The organism is Cryocola sp. 340MFSha3.1 (assembly GCF_000383315.1).
In the GTDB taxonomy this organism is placed as follows: domain Bacteria; phylum Actinomycetota; class Actinomycetes; order Actinomycetales; family Microbacteriaceae; genus Leifsonia.
In genome coordinates, this window is sequence record NZ_KB911087.1 from 1,719,810 (window position 1) to 1,735,658 (window position 15,849).

The following is a 15,849-nucleotide window of genomic DNA, read 5'->3' on the forward strand; positions in this document are numbered from 1 at the left end:
CCCATGACCTCAGACAGCGAACAGCAGACCTCAGCCGACTCCGTTCCGGACTGCTGCGCTCCGGGCCGGGGCGCCTTCCTCGTCCCGTCCCCTGCCGTTGCCGGAAGCGACGTCCCCGCGGACGACGACCGCGGATGACGGACGACACACGCTTCCCGCGGTCCGTCTTCTCCAGTGGCGACGAGCCGGATGCGCGCTTCTCCCTCGCCAACGAACGGACATTCCTCGCCTGGCTCCGCACCGGCCTCGCCCTCCTCGCCGGCGGTGTCGCGCTCGAGGCCCTCGGTTTGGGCATCCACCCCGGGTTCCGCCTCGCCGCGTCCCTCCTGCTGCTGATCTCCGGCGCAGCCGTGCCCGTCCAGGCCTGGTACGGCTGGAAGCGCACCGAGTCCGCCCTGCGACACGGGACCCCGCTGCCGTCGGCACCATTGACCGTCGTCCTGAGCGTCGTCGTCACCGCGGTCGGTGTGCTGGTCCTGGTGGGCGTCCTGCTGCGATGAACGCCCCGTTCGACCCGGGCCTGCAACCCGAACGCACAGCTCTCGCGTGGCGGCGGACGGGGCTCGCCCTTCTCGTCGGATCGTTCGTCGCCGCGCGCATCCTGCCCGAGCTGCTCGGCGCCTGGTCGGCGCTCCTCGGGCTGACCGGCGTGGTGATCGCCGGCATCCTGCTCGCCATGATCCATCGCCGCTATCGCGGGCACCACGGGCAGCTCACCACCGACGGCGATCGTGCGCCGATCGCCGAGGGTCGCCTCATCGCGGCCACGGCGGCTTTCGTCTTCGGCGGCGCCCTCGTCAGCATCATCGTCGTGATCGTGCTCGCAGTGAGCGGTGCCCTCGGCGCCTCGCTCCCGCGATGAGGTCGGACGCACCCGCGGAATAGGGTGGTCGGCATGAGCGCAGTCCATCCGCGAGGCGGCACCTCGTCGGCGCCGGAGACGATCGCCCTGATCGGCCCCGGCGCGATCGGCACCACCGTTGCCGCGGCGCTGCAGGAGGCGGGCACCCCCGTTCAGCTCTACGGACGCACGGCTCGAGACCAGCTCGTCCTTCATCGCGGAGATCACGACATCGTGGTCCCTGGACCCGTCATCACTGATGTGTCGCAGGTCGCCGATCCGGCAGATCTCGTCTTCCTCGCGGTGAAGACCCCCCAGCTCGAGGCCGCGTCACCGTGGCTGGCGGCACTGGTCGGGCCGGAGACCGTCGTCTGCGTGCTGCAGAACGGCGTCGAACAGGAGGCGGCGCTGGCGCCGCTCCTCCCGGAAGGACGTGTCGTCCCCGCCGTCGTGTGGTTCCCCGCCGAGACGCAGCCCGACGGCTCCGTACTGCTGCGCGGCGACGCGCGCCTCACCCTGCCGCACTCCCCGGCAGCGTCGGCCGCGGCCCAGGCGCTGAGCACCACGTGGTGCGAGGTCGAGCTGTCCACGGATTTCGCGTCGGTCGCATGGCGCAAGCTGCTCCAGAACGCCGTCGCCGGTCTCATGGTGCTGACGGGCCGCAGGGCGGGGATGTTCCGGCGAGACGACATCGCCGGACTGGCGCTGGACTACCTCCACGAGTGTCTCGCCGTCGCGCGGGCCGAAGGGGCTGCGCTGGACGACGATGTCCCGGCCCAGCTGCTCGCGCGGTTCCAGTCGTTCCCCGCCGACCTGGGCACCTCCATCCTCGCCGACCGCGAAGCGGGTCGCCCTCTGGAGTGGGACGCACGGAACGGTGTCGTGCAGCGCCTCGGCCGCGCTCATGGCATCCCGACGCCGATCAGCGATGTGGTCGTGCCCCTTCTCGCCGCAGCGAGCGATGGAACGGGAAGCGTCTCCGGGCCGGCGGCGGTCACGCCCGGCTGATCGAGGTGAGCCCCGAGAGCATGACGTCGATCGCGAAGTCGCGCCGTCGGCGCTCGTCCGCTCCGGTCAGCGCCGGGGCCAGCCGCCGGACGCGCGGGAACAGCTCGGGGTCCGCGGTCGAGTAGACGGCGAGAGCATCCGAATCGGGGATGCCGGCGACGGCCGAGCGATCACGCACGGTGCGTTCGACGGCGGTCGACGCCGCGAACTGCGCGATGAGATCGACGGCGAGCGCGGCATCCGCATCGGGGATGCCGCCGGCCTCCATGAGCGCGAGCTCGTGCTCTGCGAGACGCAGTGCCCCCGGAAGCGTCGGGATGGTGCCGAGCGCGACCGCGCCGAGGCCCGGGAACGACTCGAGCGCGTCGACCGTGTTGACGACCGTGGCCGCCAACGCCGCCCGCCAGTCCCCGTCGACCGGAGCGACGAGCTCGATGCCCGCGTAGACGTCGTCGAGCGCGTGCTCGAGCAGCACATCCCGACCCCCGAAGTACGCGTACAACGACGCCGGGCCCGTGTTCACCGCCGCGGCGACGTCGCGGAGCGTCACGGCCTCGACTCCGCGTTCGCGGATCAGCCCGAGGGTGGCGTCGAGGATCGAGCGCCGCGACAACGGCGGCTTCGCCGGGCGGTCACGGCGCGAAACGGGCTCAGCGGGCAGCGGCATCCCCCCAGTGTAGCTAATTGACACGATCGTCATTCTCTACGAACATTGTTCGCGAACGCTGTTCGTCAAGCTCTATGAGAAGGAGAACCCATGTCGGTGCTGGTAGTCGGCGCAAGCGGTGCGGTCGGCGGCCTGGTGGTCGCCGGGCTGCTGGAGCGCGGAGAGCGGGTGCGGGCGACGAGCCGGCGACCGGAGAACCTGACGCTGCCGGAGCGGGTCCAGGTGCTGGCCGCGGACCTGAACGACCCACCGACGCTCGGTCCGGCGCTGGCGGGCGTTGATCGCGTGTTCCTGTACGCGGATCTCGACGACCCGGAAGCCGTGGTCGCGCAGCTGGCGGGCTCGGAAGTTCGGCACGTGGTGCTGTTGTCGTCCTCCGCCGTGACGTTCCCCGGGGCCGAAGAGGACTTCAACGGTGCGAGGTTCCTGCGCGTCGAGCGGGCGATCGAATCATCCGGCCTGAGCTACACGTTCCTGCGGCCGGGCGGCTTCGCCAGCAACGCGGCGCGCTGGAGCTGGAGTGTGAAAGGCGAGAGCGCGGTGTCGCTGCCCTACCCGGACGCCGTGCAGGTCCCCATCCACGAGGCAGACATCGCGGAGGTGGCCGTGATCGCCCTCACCGGGAACGCCCTGCTGAACGCGACACCCGTGCTCACCGGTCCGGAGCGGCTGACCCTGCGCCAGCAGGTCGAGACGATCGGCTCCGTGATCGGCCGACCCGTCGCCGTGGTCGAGCAGACGGAGGCGGAGTCGGTCGCGATGTTGTCGCAGTACGTGCCGGAGGTCTGGGTGACGCAGATCGTCACGGACTGGCGGGAGGCCGTCGGAACCCGCCCGGACGTGTCACGCGAGTACACCCGCATCACCGGACGCCCATCCCGCACGTTCCGCACCTGGGTCAGCGACCACGTCGAGCTGTTCCGCTAGAGCCCGCCCCACGGAGGCGGCGCGCTCCCTACTCGAAGACCGGCGTGAGGAAGCGGCGCTCGTACCGTCGGATGCACCCGGTGTCGCGGGCGAACTGGAAGGCCTCCTGGCACTCGGGGTCCGATGCGGACGCCTCGCGGTAGCGTTCGTAATCCGCCAGAGACGGGAAGGTGAATAGGGCGAAGGCTTCGTCGCTGTCGCCTTCGCTGGGCATGAAGTACCCGTGGTGGGTCCCGCCGAGCTTATTGACGAGGCGGATCCAGCGCTGCCCGTACTCGGTGAAGTCCGCCAGCTTGCTGTCGTCGATCTGGTACCGCAGGTGAACGGTGATCACGGATGCTCTCTCTCGTCGGTCAAAGGGGCGAGCCCATCCTGGCAGAGGGTGCGGCCGGCGCGGGTCGGCGGAGCTAAGGTGGCTCGCGTGAGCGCCCACGCCCTCCCCGCTCGTGTTCCGGCGGTGGTGATCGGAGCCGGCCCCGCCGGTCTCGCCGCTGCCGCCGAACTGAAGCGCGCGGGCGTCGACGCTGTCGTCATCGACCGGGCCGACCGGGTCGGTGCGAGCTGGGCCGGACATTACGACCGCCTCCATCTGCACACCGCGCGCAGGCTCTCCGGACTGCCCGGCCTCCGCATCCCGCGCCGCTACGGTCGCTGGGTCGCGCGCGACGACGTGCTGCGCTACCTCGCCCAGTACGCCGCTGTGCACGATCTCGACCTCCGACTGGGAGTCGCCGCTCTGTCTGTCGAGCGGCCGGAGGACCAATGGCGGGTGGCGTGGAGTAGAGGGGACGAACGCGGCGTGATCGCGGCCGACACCGTCGTCGTTGCGACCGGCTACAACCACAGCCCGAAGATGTCCGACTGGCCCGGGCTGGGCGATTACTCCGGCACGGTCCTGCATTCGAGCGCGTACCGGAATCCCGCATCGCTCGGAGCTCGCGACGTGCTCGTCGTCGGGCCGGGAAACAGTGGAGCGGAGATCGCCGCCGACCTCGCAGAGGCAGCTGTCACGGTCTCCCTGGCGGTTCGTACGCCGCCCAACATCGTGCGACGCGCCGTGCTGGGCATCCCCAGCCAGGCACTCATCCTGTCGATGGCGCCGCTCCCCCTGAAGGCGCAGGATGCGCTCGCCGGCGCGCTTCAACGAGTGGCGGTCGGCGACCTGCGCGCGTACGGCATCCCGAGGGCGCCACGCGGGATCGCCACCCAGCAGGCCCGCGACGATGTCACGCCGACGCTCGATGTGGGTCTCCTGCGGGCCCTCAAGGCCGGTCGCGTCACAGTAGTGGCGGCCGTCTCGAGGTTCACCCCGGATGCCGTGGTTCTCGCCGACGGCACCGAACTGCATCCCGACGCCGTCGTCCTCGCGACCGGGTTCCGCCGCGGCCTCGAGTCGCTGGTCGGCGGTCTCGGCGTCCTCTCCCCCAACGGTCGTCCGCTGATCAACGCGGACGCTCAACTGCCCGCCCACCCGGGCCTGTTCTTCCTCGGGTACTCGAATCCGCTGACGGGCAACCTCCGCCAGCTCGGGATCGACGCCAGAAAGATCGCCGCTGCGACGGCGAGCACCATCGAGTCGGACCGGTGAGCAGCCTCGGGATACTGTACCGTTCTGGTCATTGCACGTCGCCTCGGGGGGAGCGCTGTTTCATGTCATCGTCACGTCATGGTCCGACGTCTGTGAGTCCACGCAGCCGAGCCGAGTCACTCGTCATGGGAGGGGCGCTGGGCTTCGCATCCGGAGTCGTCGGCCTCCTGCCCTGGCTCGTGACGGGCGGCCGCCTTCCGCTGCAGAACCTCTGGCAGACCGACACGCCGCCGGACGAGATGCCGTTCGCACTGCTGCCGGTGAGCCAGTACTCCGCCACGACGCTCCTGGTCCTGCTCCTGGTGGGCGGGGTGCTCGCGGGCGTCGCGACCCGGCTGCTGCATCGGACCGGACAGGTGGAGGCGTGGAGCGTCTCCATCGGACTGCTGCTCCTCCAGCTCGCCGCCCTCCTGCAGGCGTTCGTGGTGATCGCCGACGGGTTGGGCATCGGGCGGCCCGGCGTCGATAGCCGTGCCTCGCTCTACTTCGCCGGGATGCTCGGGGGCGCGATCGTCTCCGTGCTGTTGGCTCAGGGACTGTTCTGGCTGGTCTCCCGGCGCGCCGTCGGTCCCGCGTCGCTGGGCCTGGTGCTGGCGGCGGTCCCTGTCACCTCCTGGATCGTCGGCGCCGTCACGGCGTTGGTCGACCCGTACAGCGTCGCGCTCGCACTCGGGTCGATCTTCCGCTGGCTGCCCGCCGTCATCGTCGGTGCCGTGCTCGGGTGGTGCGGCGTGGTCCCGCTGCGCCGCCTCGGCGTGTGGGTGGTGGGGCTGATCGCGCTCTGGGTGACGCCCGCCGTCTTCACGGCCGTCTCGAACGCGCTCGGCATGCGGGTGCTCGACGGCGACCTCCGAGAGATGGCGCAGATCGCCGTCAAGATCTTCCCCGCCGCCCTCGACATCGGCGTCGGCCCGGTCATTCTGGCGGCGCTTCTGGGGGCGGCTATCGTCGTCGTCCGCTGGGCCATCGCCCGCGGTGGACGCAGACGCGAGACGCTCGCCGAGCCCGAGGCGTGAGAACGCCGGTCACGAATCGAACGAGTAGCCCAAAGCGTCCGCCACCTTCAGGATGAGGCCGTCGCGGCCGCCGTTCCGGTCGGAACGGACGATCTCCCGCTTGATCACCGCGACTGCCGCCGACGCGATCGGCTCCGGCGGGATGGGGAGCGGCTTGGTCCGGACCAGCCGCGTCCGGGTGATCTCCGTGTCCGCGCCGTCGAGCAGTTCGAGCATGACCTTCGCCGCAAAGCGGGTGGCCGCGACGCCGAGGCCGGTGAAGCCGCTGCTGTAGGCGACTTTGTCTCCCATCGCCGTGCCGTGGAATGCCACCAGCCGACTGGACATGTCGATCATGCCGCCCCACGCGTGCGTGAACGTAACGTCGCCGAGCTGCGGGAACGTCCGCAGGAAGTGGTCGGCGAGGCGCCGGAACGTCTCGTCCCGCACGTCGTACGACGGCTTGATCCGGCCGCCGGGATGGTACACGGCGTCGTAGCCGCCCCAGAGGATCCGGTTGTCGGCCGACTTCCGGTAGTAGTGGAACTGGCGGGACGAATCGGTCATCCCGAAGCGCTCCGTCCAGCCGATCGCCTCCAGCTGCTGCTCGCTCAGCGGCTCCGTCATCAGCGCATAGTCGTAGACGGGGATGGTGCGGAACCGGTTCCGGCGCAGAAGCGACGGGAAGCCGTTGGTGGCCAGCACGACGCGTCGCGCCGACACGACACCCCCGGTGGCCGTCGCACGCACGCGATCGCGCTCGTCCGACAGCCCGCGCACCGGAGTGCGCTCGTAGATCTTCACGCCAAGGCTCAGGCACGCCTGCTTGAGACCCCACGCCAGGAGCGCGGGATTGACGAGGGCGCCGCCCTCGCGCTCGAACAGTCCCGCGCGGAATAGCGGCGACTTCACGTATCCACGGAGGGCTTCCTCGTCGAGGAACCCGCCGTGCTCTCCGGCCGCCTGCCGGAGCGCGGGGACCTGATGCGGCTCGGTCGCGACGGTGAGGACCCCGGTCGCTTCGTACTCCGCCTGGATGCCGTGCCGCTCAAGGTCGGCGGCGAATTCGACCCAGTTCTCCATCCCGAGTCGATCGAGCGTCTCGAGCTCGGCCGGGAAGTACCGCTCGCCGTTCTCGGAGCCGTGTGTCAGGCTCGCCTCGACGAAACCACCGTTGCGTCCGCTCGCGGCCCAGCCCACCTCCTTGCCCTCCACGAGGACCACCTCGAGGCCCGGATCGCGCTCCTTCGCCAGGAGAGCGGTCCACAGGCCGCAATAGCCGCCGCCCACGACCAGGAGGTCGGCGCTGATGTCACCCGACAGGGCCGGTTGCGGGGCCGGCCGGCGCGGGTCGTCGAGCCAGAACGAGACGTTCTCGGCACCGCGGAGCGCGCGGTCGATGACGGCGGGGTCGCTGCGGAGGTCGAGGTCGTAGGCGGGGATCGGTGCGGACACGGGGTCTCCTGTGGGAAGCGGTGGCGGGGCTCGGGCGGTCGTGGCGGGAAGGCATCGTCCCGGGACCGTCGCGCTGGACGCACGCCCACCTTTCACACTACGAGAAGGAGCCCCGCGGAGGCTCAGACAGTGCGTCGGCATTCTGCCTCGGCCGCGACAGGTTGTCGCAACCGACGCAGGGGCGGCTCCTCAGCTCAGCGAGAGCTGCATCGCCCAGCCGACCTCGCCGCCCGGGCGGATGCGCCACCACTGGTCATCGGGCACGGCGTCGGCCGAACGCGCCGACGTGGAGCGCGGTTCGATCGCCAGCACCTCCGATCCCCTTCTCCACGTCAGCACGGCAGGCAGGACCGCGGAGTCCCACTCCAGGGTCACCGTCTTTCCGATGGCGCGGGCTTCGAAAGAGGCGCGACCGTCGGCCTCGTACATACGATGCTCGATCGCCTGATCCGGCGGCACCGGCACGGTCTCCTGACCCAGCGTGACCGCGGAGATGCCGAGCGCCCCCTGGTCGAAGCAGGGATGCTCCCCCGCGGTCACCGCTACGACCTCATCTCCATCGTTGCGTGCGAGCGTCCGAATTCGGACGCTGGCGCCCTCGAGGGTGACCGTCCGGCCGACCGACAGCGGGACGGTGCGCAGCTCCACCCGGGCCGTGACGCTCCCCTGCCCGGAAGCGGTAAGCGACCACCGGCGACGCGGGGCCTCTCCATGCAGCCAGACGTCGTCGCGGGAGCCAGGATCACCGACCGTCGGGAACATCGCGAACCAGCCGCCCACGAAGACCGTGTCCTCGAACACGGCCCGCGAGGCGGGGCCGGGGGCGCCCAGGTGATCAGGCAGCGCGCGCACGCGATTGCGAGGATGCTGCCACAGCAGGTCCGCCCCGGAGTCTCTGTCGACGATCGAGACGACGGTCATCCCGTGCTCGGGAGCCACAGCGACGTCCAGCCGGTCGTCGCGCAAACGGATCATCGGATCATCGCGCGGGCGCGTCCGTCACCGAGTCGCCGCGCGGAGCTCGGACTGCACCCACGATGGCTCGTCGACCGGGGGAAGCGGATCACTCGTCCGCGAACGGGGTGGCGCGGGCGCGAGCGGTGTCGTCTCGATGGGGTCGTGGATCTCGGACAGGAACTCGTGGAGAAGGTCGGCGTAGGTGGCCTTGATCTCCTCGTACTCGGGCCGGTCCGCCACATTGTCGAGCTCATCCGGGTCCGTGCGGCGGTCGTAGAACTCCTCCGCCGGGCGCGGAGCGAGATGGTCGTCTCCCATCCCGCGGCGCGTGCTGCTCTTCTCGAGGTCGATGGCGAGCTTCAGCTTGGGTCCCTCCGCATAGTTGCGGATGTACGCATAGTCAACGGAACGCGCCGCCCGCTTGGGGTCGTAGGTGTCGTGGTAGCTCTTCGCCGTGAAGATCACCCTGTCGTCGTCGCCCGAGGCGGGTGCAGACAGGAGCGAGCGGAACGACTGACCCTCCAGTTCGGCAACAGCGTCTCCTCCCGCGACGTCGATCAGCGTCGGGAGGATGTCCATGTGGGTGGCGATGCTCCGCACCCGCGCGGGCTCGAGGCCCCACGATGCCGGCGGGCGCACGATGAGCGTGACCCCGGTGCCCGCGTCGTACAGCGTGCTCTTCGCCCGCGGGAAGGCACTGCCGTGGTCGGTGGTCAGGATGACCATCGTGTTGTCCGGGTCCAGATGGGCGTCGATCTGGGCCATCAGCGCGCCGAACCCTGCGTCGAACTGCGCGATCGATCCGTAGAAGTCGGCGATGTCGGCACGCGTGTCGTCGTTGTCCGGGAGGAAGCCGGGGACCTCGACCGTCGCCGGATCGGCGGCGACGTAATCCTCGTGCGGCCAGGGGCGGTGCACCTCCCAGGTGCCGACGGTGAGGAAGATCGGCTGTCGTTCGCCGGCCGGAGCGACGGCCTGCAGCCAATCCGCTGTCGCCTCGACGACCTGGTTCACACGCGGAAGGAACCCGAGACCGGCGCACTCGTCGAACCCGAGGACGGTCGGGTCGACGTTCTCATGTTGGAGGCCGATCAGGGTCGAGCGGTACCCGAGGGGGCGCAACCGTTCGGGGGCGGTCAGCACCTGGTCGCGGTATCGCCAGGCGTCGTGGGTGAGTCCCTGCACGCCGTTGCGGTGGGGAGAGATGCCGGTGAACAGAGCCGCCCTCGCGGGCGAGCACAGCGGCGCGGCGGAGTGCGCGTTCTCGAAGACGACTGCATCGGCAGCGAACCGGTCGATGTTCTCGCTCGGGACCGAAGCCATGCCGTACGTCCCCAGCCAGCGGCCGAGATCGTGGCAATGGATGAGAACGATGTCTGGTTGCGTGTTACCCACCGGTGAACCCTTCGTAGAACGGCCGACACTCGATGGACGTCGGCGGCCTTCGCTAGATCGATCTAGCACCCTTGCAAATTAGCGCCTTCTCGTCACGACTGCAACTGGCGCTAACCTATGCCAATGGCTCGTGTCACTCTTCAAGACGTCGCGCAGCATGCGGGCGTCTCGCGCGCCACCGCCTCCATGGTCGTTCGAGGGACCGGGCGATTGAGCCCCGAGACCCGGCTGCGCGTACGGCAGTCCATGGACTCGCTGGGGTACGTCTACCACCGAGGAGCGGCATCGCTGAGAACGCGCCGCAGCGGCGTGATCGGGCTCCTGACCACGGATGTCTCCAACCCGTTCTTCGCGGCGATGACCCGCGGCTTCGAGGAGGAGGCCGCGCTCGGCGGCTTCCTCACGATGATGACCAATACGCTCGACGACCCCGAGCGCCAGGCGCGCCTCGCGCAGTCGATGCTCGAGTACCCCGTGGACGCCCTGGCCTACACGCCCGCCGTTCGCGACGGGGAGCCGCACGCCATCACGGACACGTCGGTGCCGATGCTCGCCGTCACGCGCGGGTCCCTCTCCGACGAACCGTACCTCGGCCCCGACGACGTGGCCGGAGGCCTCCTGGCGGCGGAACACCTCATCGAGTTCCACGGCTACCGGCGGATCGTCTACCTGGGCGGCCCGCGCGGCGCCGGCCCCCGCGAAGACAGGCTGAGCAGTGTCCGGGCGGTCGCCGCTCGCCATCCCGATGTCGAAGTGGTGGCGGACTTCCCCGGAGTGACGAACGTCGCCGGCGGCGTGGAGCTGGCCGAGCGCCTGCTCGCCTCCGGGCTCGAGTTCGACGCAGTGGTGTGTCATAGCGATGTCGTCGCCTTCGCCCTCTTCGCCGCGCTCCGGCAGGTGGGACGTGAGCACGATGTGGCCGCCGTCGGTTTCGACGGCCTGCCCGAGTCCGCCCTGTTCTGGCCTCCGATCACCTCGGTCGGGGTCGGTCCGGAGACGCTGGGCTCCGCGGCCGCCCGGTGGCTGATGAACGCGCTCGACGGCGCGCCAGGGCCGATGCGCACCCTGCTGGAGCCGCGGCTGGAGATCCGCTCGTCCTGCGGATGCCATCCCGACGCTTGAACTTCCTGCGCCTCGACGCTATTCTCGTCAGCACGTGGTAGATCGATCTACTAGTCGAGTGTTTCTGAGGCTAGATCGATCTACCACATCGCCAGCGTGGTCGAAAGGAAATCATGCAAGTCACACAATCGGTCGAGCCGGTGGTGCAGGCCACCCGCGCACCGGTGGTGCGCCCTCGCCCCCGCCGTCGCGGGGCGCCGCGCAAGGCGGGTTTCGCCATCCTCGCCCTCACACCCTTCCTGTTGTTCTGCATCGTCCTCGCCGCAGTTCCCTTCGCACAGGTGGTGCGGATGAGCTTCTCGGCGATCGATCTCAAGGCCAGCGGCTTCATCTACAGCTGGAACGGCATCCAGAACTTCGTGGAGGTCCTCTCCACGCCGGACACCTGGGAAGCCATCCTCAATACCCTCGTCTTCGTCGTCGCCACCGTGGTCGGCAGCATCGTGACAGGTCTGATCGCCGCCCTCCTCGTCAACCGGGCGGTCTGGATGCTGCCGATCGCCCGCAACGTGCTGATCTGGCCCGCGGTGATCGCACCCGTGGTCATCAGCCTCATGTGGCTGCTCATCCTCAGCCCGACAGCGGGTGGTCTCAACAAGCTCCTGGAGACCTTCGGCCTGCCGGCCCAGCAGTGGCTCAACAGCGGGCCCGGCGCCATGCTGAGCCTGATCGTCGTCGACATCTGGCACTGGACGCCGGTGGTCTTCCTGTTCCTCTACACCGCCCTCCAATCCATCTCCGACGAGGTGCTGGAAGCAGGCCGGATGGACGGCGCGAGCGAGGGGAAGCTGCTGCGGCACATCACTCTGCCGATGATCGCGCCGGCGATCGGAGCCGTCGCGGTGGTCCGCATCATCATGGGCGTCAAGGTATTCGATGAGATGTACCTGCTGACCGCCGGCGGACCCGATGGCGCCACCACGCTGGTCTCCCAGCGGGTCCAGCTGTGGTTCTTCCAGGACCTCAAGTTCGGCGAGGCATCCGCGTTCAGCCTCGTGGTCGTCCTCCTGACCGGGCTGGTGCTCGGCGCCTTCCTCTTCATCCGTTCACGACTCGGGAGACGAGCATGAGAACCGACACCCGACGCCGCTCGATCCTCGTCGAGGTCCTGCTCATCCTGGGCGTGCTCATCGTCATCCTCCCCATCGCCTGGACGATGCTTCTCGCCTTCCTCCCCAACCGGGCGATCGTCAGCTCGAAGTGGGAGTTCCCGTTCTGGATCGGCAACTACACCCAGGTGTTCGAGGGCGGCACGTTCTTCATCCAGATCCTCAACAGCGTCGGCATCGTGATCGGCACCGTGGTCCTGTGCTTGGCGATCGGGTCGATCAGCGGATACGCGCTCGCCAAGCTCAACCCCCCGCGCTGGCTCACGATCCCCGCCCTCGCCCTCGCCGCCATCATCCCGCTGATCCCGCCGGCGACGCTCGTCCCGGGCCTCTACGTGCTCCTCAACGGCTTCGGCCTCCTCGGGACGGTCTGGGGGCTGATCCTGGTCAACACCGTGTTCAACCTCCCGTTCGCGACTCTGCTGATGAGTTCGTACTTCGGCGGCATTCCCGACGAGCTCCGCGAGGCGGCTCTCATGGACGGGGCGAAGGAATCGCGCGTCTTCTTCACCGTGTTCCTGCCCCTCGTCCGGCCGGGACTCGCCGCGACCGGCGTGTTCGTCGGGATCATGGCCTGGAACGAATTCCTCATGGGCCTCACCATGACCTCCGGCGGCACCACAGCACCGGTCACCGTCGGCATCGCCGGCTTCCTTCAGCAGTACTCCGTCACGTGGGGACAGCTGGCGGCCGCCGGCACGGTCGCCGCGATCCCGATGGTCGTCCTGGCCATCTTCGCCAACCGCCACATCGTCGCGGGGCTCACCTCCGGATCCGTCAAGGGGTAGCCCGGTACGGGGTCGGTGAACCCGCACCGGCTCATGCAATCACATCGCAATCAAAGGAGATCAGGATGCGAAAGCGCATTCACAAGCCCAGCACCACCAGGTGGCTGGCCGTCGCCGCAGCCACCGTCGCCGGCGCCGTCGCCCTCAGCGGCTGCACCGGCGGCGGAGGCGGCAGCCTCAGCGGGGGCGGCTCCGGCTCCGGGGACGGCAAGAAGGTGACCTTGGTGGTCCCGACCAGCCAGGCCCCGTGGAACCCAGCCTACGCCAAGCTCGTCCAGGAGTACCAGAAGGAGACCGGCAACACGGTCGACCTCCGGGCGTTCCCGAACCCCGACGTCAAGACCCAGGAGGTCAACGACGTCCAGAGCCAGCGCCACTCTTTCGACGTCTACCAGATCAACGAGAGCGACCTGGTGCAGTTCAACGAGAACGGCTGGATCCAGGATCTGTCGAAGATCGACTCGGGCTACAAGCCGGACTCCGAGATCTTCAGCTACTCGAACATCGCCAACTGGAACGCCGACACGAAGGTGTTCGACGGCGAAGGAACCACCACCAGCCAGCCGCTGCTCGGAAACCTTGACATCTTCATCTACCGCAAGGACATCTACAAGCAGCTCGGTCTGAAGGTGCCCACCACCTGGGACCAGGTGATCGAGAACGGCAAGAAGATCCAGGAGGCGAAGGCGGCCAAGTACGGCGGCGTCTTCCGCACTCAGGGCGTTGCCGGCACGTACGCAGCGACCTTCGAGTTCCAGTCGCTCATGAACAGCGCAGGTGCTTCCTGGTTCACGCAGCCCGGAACGGATTACACCCCTACGGCCGACAGCTCTGCCGCTGTCAAGGCCGCCAGCTGGTACCACGAGCTCGCTCAGCTCGGCCCATCGGCCACGGGCACCATCGGCCAGGCCCAGGTGATCGCCGCCATGCAGTCCGGTGACGCCGCGCAGACCTACGCGGTCGCGGCGGCCGCTGCGCCATTGGAGGACGAGTCGAACTCCGCTGTCGCCGGCAAGCTCGGGTATGCACCGCTGCCCAAGGCAGCCGACGGTTCCTCGTCGACAGCGACCGGACTGTGGGTGCTCGGGGTCCCGCAGGGCCTGTCCAAGGAGCGCTCGAAGGCCGCGCTCGAGTACATCAAGTGGATGACCTCGAAGAAGGCCATGACGCTGTTCGCGCAGTACGGCGGCATCCCGGTGCGCTCTGACGCCTACAACCCCTCGGGCGTCTCCGCCGCCGCCAAGGCCACGCTCACCGCTGTCAAGGAGTCCGCCGACAAGCTGCCCAAGAACCCGACCTCCCTGCGGTTCGGATTCTCAACCGACATCCTGAACGTCACCGAGCCCGAGCTGCAGAACATCGCCGCAGGGTCGACGTCTCCGGAGGCCGGGATGAAGGCCATCCAGTCCGGGCTGGAAGGCGTCGTTCAGAAGCAGAAGCTCCCCACCAAGTAGCACCGGAACACAAGGGGCCCGAGCTGCCGGTCGATCGGCGGCTCGGGCCCTTTCGTCGTGCGAAGGAGGGGTCACACCGCCACGACGTTCACCCCGTCCGGCACCGGCTGGCTCGGGTGGGGTTCGTCGCGCAGTCGCTGCTGCTCCCGCCACATGCTTCGCTTCAGGTCTTCCCGGACCTCGGCGTATTCGGGATCGTCGTACACGTTGCGCAGCTCGTGCGGGTCGTTGTGGAGGTCGTAGAGCTCCCACTCGGGCGGGTAGGTGAACGGTCCGGTGCCGGGCAGCCCGAGTCCGTCGTTGTAGTAGTAGATCAGCTTGTACCGATCGCTGCGGTAGCCGTAGTGCGCCGGCGCCTTATGGAACTTGTCGTCGTGCTCCCAGTAGCGGTAGTACATCCCCTCGGCGGGCGGGGTGCTGGGCGCTCCGGTCAGGTCTCCCCAGAAGCTCCTCCCCTGCATGCGCGGGTGGGTTGCGACATCGGCCGCGTCGAGGATGGTCTGGGCCCAGTCGACGTTGGTCACGATGCCGTCGTGCACCTGGCCGGCGGGGACGCGGGCGGGGTAGCTGAGCAGGAACGGCATGCGGAGCGACTCCTCGTACATGAGGCGCTTGTCGAACCAGCCGTGGTCGCCGAGGAAGAAGCCCTGGTCGGACGCGTACATGAGCATGGTGTCATCGAGGTCGCCGCGCTCCTCCAGCCAGTCGATGACGCGGCCGACGTTCTCGTCGACGCTGTCCACGCAGGCGAGGTAGTCCTCCATGAAGCGCTGGTACTTCCAGATCGCTGCTTCCTCGTAGTCGAGCCCGGCGGGCGGATCTGCCTTGAGATCCTCCCTGTTCAGGTTCTCGGCCAGCCGGATCGCCGCCCGGCGAGCGGACGACGACCGCGTGGCGTAGTCGTCGTCGAAGGTCTCCGGCAGCGGGATGGGCTCGGTGTAGCGGTGGGCGTGCTCAGGCTTGGGGTGCCACGGGCGGTGCGGCGCCTTGTGGTAGATCAGCACGCACCAGGGGTCGTCGCCCTCGAGGCCTTCGACCCAGTCGAGCGCCAGGTCCGTGATGATGTCGGTCGCGTAGCCCTCCACGATGCGCTCCCCCTCCGCCGACAGGAAGAGAGGGTTCCAGTACTCGCCCTGGCCGTCCGACCCGTTGAGCACGTCCCAGTAGTCGAATCCTTCGGGGTCGTGGCCAGCACCGTGTCCCATGTGCCACTTCCCGATCATCGCCGTGCGGTACCCGGCGGCCTTGAGTTGAGAGACGAAGGTGGGCTGCGACGCGTCGATCGGTGTGACCAGCGTTGTGACGCCGTTCACGTGGCTGTAGGTGCCGGTGAGGATGCTGGCGCGGCTCGGCGAGCAGAGCGCATTGGTGGCGAAGCAGTTCTCGAACAGGACTCCCCGCTGGGCGATCTCATCGATCCGGGGCGTCGTATTGACCGCCGAGCCGTAGGCTCCGATCGAATGGGAGGCGTGGTCGTCGGTCAGGATCATGACGATGTTGGGGCGTCGTGCTCCGGTCATCTGGGTGTTCTCTTTCTGTGTCA

Annotated in this window: 17 protein-coding genes; 11 read left to right on the forward strand and 6 right to left on the reverse strand. The window is 68.8% G+C overall.

What is annotated here, in order from left to right; all coding sequences use genetic code 11:
- Positions 1-3: 3 nt before the first annotated feature.
- Genes H284_RS21250 through H284_RS0108155 form a run of 4 tightly spaced genes read left to right on the forward strand, consistent with a single transcriptional unit; the run spans position 4 to position 1,849 of the window.
- Positions 4-138 (forward strand): hypothetical protein, encoded by a 135-nt coding sequence (locus H284_RS21250; RefSeq protein ID WP_286132271.1) that lies wholly within the window; start codon positions 4-6, stop codon positions 136-138.
- The gene (locus H284_RS0108145) at positions 135-500 is read left to right on the forward strand and encodes a YidH family protein (RefSeq protein ID WP_020075853.1); all 366 of its coding nucleotides are present in this window, start codon (positions 135-137) and stop codon (positions 498-500) included. The genes H284_RS21250 and H284_RS0108145 overlap by 4 nt, the downstream gene beginning before the upstream one ends.
- Positions 497-862 (forward strand): DUF202 domain-containing protein, encoded by a 366-nt coding sequence (locus H284_RS20020; protein WP_020075854.1) that lies wholly within the window; start codon positions 497-499, stop codon positions 860-862. Before H284_RS0108145 ends, H284_RS20020 begins: the two co-directional genes overlap by 4 nt.
- 33 nt (positions 863-895) lie before the next feature.
- On the forward strand, positions 896-1,849 hold the full coding sequence (locus H284_RS0108155) for an oxidoreductase (protein ID WP_231371122.1): 954 nt from the start codon (positions 896-898) through the stop codon (positions 1,847-1,849).
- On the opposite strand, the gene H284_RS0108160 is transcribed toward H284_RS0108155, so the two are convergent.
- The gene (locus tag H284_RS0108160) at positions 1,836-2,516 is read right to left on the reverse strand and encodes a TetR/AcrR family transcriptional regulator (protein WP_020075856.1); all 681 of its coding nucleotides are present in this window, start codon (positions 2,514-2,516) and stop codon (positions 1,836-1,838) included. The two genes, H284_RS0108155 and H284_RS0108160, sit on opposite strands and share 14 nt — an antisense overlap.
- Before the next feature lie 90 nt (positions 2,517-2,606).
- On the opposite strand from H284_RS0108160, the gene H284_RS0108165 reads away from it, so the two are divergent.
- Entirely contained in the window at positions 2,607-3,443 is an 837-nt protein-coding gene (locus H284_RS0108165; protein ID WP_020075857.1) for an SDR family oxidoreductase, read from the forward strand.
- Positions 3,444-3,471: 28 nt separating this feature from the next.
- Here H284_RS0108165 and H284_RS0108170 read toward each other — a convergent pair whose 3' ends face one another.
- Positions 3,472-3,777, reverse strand: coding sequence for an NIPSNAP family protein (locus H284_RS0108170; RefSeq protein ID WP_020075858.1), 306 nt, complete (start codon positions 3,775-3,777; stop codon positions 3,472-3,474).
- Between the two features lie 87 nt (positions 3,778-3,864).
- Between H284_RS0108170 and H284_RS0108175 the strand changes: the two genes are divergently transcribed.
- Both H284_RS0108175 and H284_RS0108180 read left to right on the forward strand, forming a co-directional pair.
- Positions 3,865-5,031 carry a flavin-containing monooxygenase gene (locus tag H284_RS0108175; RefSeq protein ID WP_020075859.1) on the forward strand — a complete coding sequence of 389 codons (1,167 nt, stop codon included), beginning with the start codon at positions 3,865-3,867 and terminating at the stop codon, positions 5,029-5,031.
- A gap of 125 nt (positions 5,032-5,156) precedes the next feature.
- On the forward strand, positions 5,157-6,047 hold the full coding sequence (locus H284_RS0108180) for a hypothetical protein (protein ID WP_020075860.1): 891 nt from the start codon (positions 5,157-5,159) through the stop codon (positions 6,045-6,047).
- A gap of 9 nt (positions 6,048-6,056) precedes the next feature.
- On the opposite strand, the gene H284_RS0108185 is transcribed toward H284_RS0108180, so the two are convergent.
- The 3 genes from H284_RS0108185 to H284_RS20025 form a co-directional block, all read right to left on the reverse strand.
- Positions 6,057-7,481, reverse strand: coding sequence for an NAD(P)/FAD-dependent oxidoreductase (locus H284_RS0108185; RefSeq protein WP_020075861.1), 1,425 nt, complete (start codon positions 7,479-7,481; stop codon positions 6,057-6,059).
- A 189-nt stretch (positions 7,482-7,670) separates the two neighbouring features.
- Positions 7,671-8,456, reverse strand: coding sequence for an aldose epimerase family protein (locus H284_RS0108190; protein WP_020075862.1), 786 nt, complete (start codon positions 8,454-8,456; stop codon positions 7,671-7,673).
- A 24-nt stretch (positions 8,457-8,480) separates the two neighbouring features.
- Positions 8,481-9,902, reverse strand: a complete 1,422-nt coding sequence (locus tag H284_RS20025) for a sulfatase family protein (RefSeq protein ID WP_081630381.1) — start codon at positions 9,900-9,902, stop codon at positions 8,481-8,483.
- A 54-nt stretch (positions 9,903-9,956) separates the two neighbouring features.
- On the opposite strand from H284_RS20025, the gene H284_RS0108200 reads away from it, so the two are divergent.
- From H284_RS0108200 to H284_RS0108215, 4 genes are all read left to right on the forward strand, one after another.
- Entirely contained in the window at positions 9,957-10,955 is a 999-nt protein-coding gene (locus tag H284_RS0108200; protein ID WP_196802826.1) for a LacI family DNA-binding transcriptional regulator, read from the forward strand.
- A 113-nt stretch (positions 10,956-11,068) separates the two neighbouring features.
- Positions 11,069-12,025, forward strand: a complete 957-nt coding sequence (locus H284_RS20030; protein ID WP_081630382.1) for a carbohydrate ABC transporter permease — start codon at positions 11,069-11,071, stop codon at positions 12,023-12,025.
- The gene (locus H284_RS0108210) at positions 12,022-12,852 is read left to right on the forward strand and encodes a carbohydrate ABC transporter permease (RefSeq protein WP_020075865.1); all 831 of its coding nucleotides are present in this window, start codon (positions 12,022-12,024) and stop codon (positions 12,850-12,852) included. The genes H284_RS20030 and H284_RS0108210 overlap by 4 nt, the downstream gene beginning before the upstream one ends.
- Before the next feature lie 65 nt (positions 12,853-12,917).
- The gene (locus tag H284_RS0108215) at positions 12,918-14,306 is read left to right on the forward strand and encodes an extracellular solute-binding protein (protein WP_020075866.1); all 1,389 of its coding nucleotides are present in this window, start codon (positions 12,918-12,920) and stop codon (positions 14,304-14,306) included.
- 71 nt (positions 14,307-14,377) lie between these two features.
- Here H284_RS0108215 and H284_RS0108220 read toward each other — a convergent pair whose 3' ends face one another.
- Entirely contained in the window at positions 14,378-15,826 is a 1,449-nt protein-coding gene (locus H284_RS0108220; RefSeq protein WP_020075867.1) for a sulfatase family protein, read from the reverse strand.
- Positions 15,827-15,849: the final 23 nt, after the last annotated feature.